Raw genomic sequence first — 1,960 nt, 5'->3', positions numbered from 1 at the left:
GTCAGTCAGCCGAGCCATGGCCCGGCGTTACCGGATCTGCTGCCCACACCGCTGGACCCTAATCAACGGCGCAACTACACCCAGACATTCGACTACGACACGGCGGGCAACCTGATCACCCGGCACCACAGTGGTGCGCCGGGGTTTTCGATGTTCACCTCCGCGCACAGCAATCGGAGCCTGGGCCAACTTGACGACGGCTCGTTACCGGGAGAGCCGCAGATCACCGTCGGATTTGATATGGCGGGGAACCCGTTGGCGTTACGGCGCGGGTTGGCCATGGACTGGGATGTGCGTAATCAGTTGGTGCGGGTGACGTTGGTCAAACGCGAGGGCGAAGCTGACGACTACGAATGGTATGTCTATGACCGCCCCGGTCATCGATTGCGTAAAACGTACTTCAGTCAAGCATCCGGGCAAACCCTGATATCAGAGGTGCGTTATCTGCCGGGCATTGAGATTCATCGCGAAACGAACGCAAAAGAACGGCATGTGATCAGTGTCGATGCCGGGCGTAATCAAGTGCGAATGCTGCATTGGCCCGATGGCGCTGAACGCGATCAACTGCGTTACTGCCTTGGCGATCATCTGGGTTCCAGCACGCTGGAATTGGATGACAGCGCAGGACTGTTGAGTCAGGAGCACTATTACCCTTTCGGTGGAACGGCCTGCTGGGCGGGTAAAAGTGCGTTGGTGGCGAAGCACAAAACCATCCGGTATTCGGGCAAGGAGCTTGATGCGACAGGACTTTACTTCTATGGATATCGGTACTACGCACCGTGGTTGCAGCGGTGGGCCGGCCCGGATCCATTGGGGAACGTCGATGGTTTGAATCAATACCAAATGGTCGGAAACCGCCCGCTCAACTTCTACGATTGGCAGGGCACAATAAAGATTCCTGTGGATATTTTGATCAGCGATGTCGTCAACCCCATGGCCAAAGGTATTGGAACAGGATGGTTCGAGGAACTGATCTGGAATCAGGAGAAAAGCGCTTTCCAAAGCACGGGATCGGTTTACGGGCGAGGGATGGAGGTTTACCAGGGTGAGTCCTCACAATGGAGCCTGTCTTCGTCCGGTCAAGCGATCACCATGTTCCGTGATCAAGACAACAAACTTCGTCTCTTTGCCAATATGTACTTTCAGCATATGGGCATGCAGCCCGGGATGGGATTGCCAGTTTTCGCCGGCGTGTTGCGAAGTGATGAAACGGACCCCACGAGATTAATCATCAGCAATCATTCCGGGCACTACAAGCCAGAATCCAGCATTGATATCGAGCCGATGATTCGTGAAATAGCACCGCAGCAGCAATCGATCAGTTATGCCGCGGTTCCTGAAAGTTCGTTTTTTGACTCAACGATTCGACTGGATGCCGTTGACTCTCCTGAGGCCTATTCGGATCTTGTGAATAGTTTTAAAAATAACGTCCAAGGCCTGATCGGGTATTTGAAAGAACAAGGAATCTGGGATGTCGCCAAGCAACGCTGGGGGCATGACGAAGCAATGAATATTATTTTCAAAATGGAAGCGACTGGCCTGACGGCTCAGCAGGTTCGTACCCAAGAGTTCAACGCACAGTACGCCAAACCTGCGGAAAAACCTGCGCCAGCTAAAAGTCTCGAGGGCGAGGTGCGGCGCGCACCCCCGAGCGTGAGAAACCATAAGCCTTCGTTTTTCAGATCCCTTTTTGCCTGGAATTGAGGGGCGCGATCATTCACTGGCGGCAAGAAATACGACGGCCCGGTCTGCATGGCTGAAACTGCACCTGTTAGTTCTTACAGTATCGGCGCGAGTCAAAAGCGTTCAGTCTTCACCCATGTGTATGACGGACGCCGCCGACCATGATTGTTCACCACGACACTGCCACGCCGACGCTGTCGGTCATGGACTCTCGCTCGCAGGTGATCCGCCGCGTCGGCTATTGCCGACATCCGGACCAGCCCGACATCGACCCGCG

Annotated in this window: 1 protein-coding gene; it reads left to right on the top strand. The window is 54.7% G+C overall.

What is annotated here, in order from left to right:
• Positions 1–1,704 (top strand): RHS repeat domain-containing protein (locus ACIOWA_RS27885; protein ID WP_401162921.1); only part of this gene is annotated, 1,704 nt, incomplete at its 5' end.
• Positions 1,705–1,960 lie beyond the last annotated feature (256 nt).

Source organism: Pseudomonas sp. NPDC087614 (genome assembly GCF_044743485.1).
GTDB lineage: Bacteria > Pseudomonadota > Gammaproteobacteria > Pseudomonadales > Pseudomonadaceae > Aquipseudomonas > Aquipseudomonas baetica_A.
Note: the sequence above shows the minus strand (reverse complement) of the source record. Positions and strands in the feature narration are given on the sequence as shown.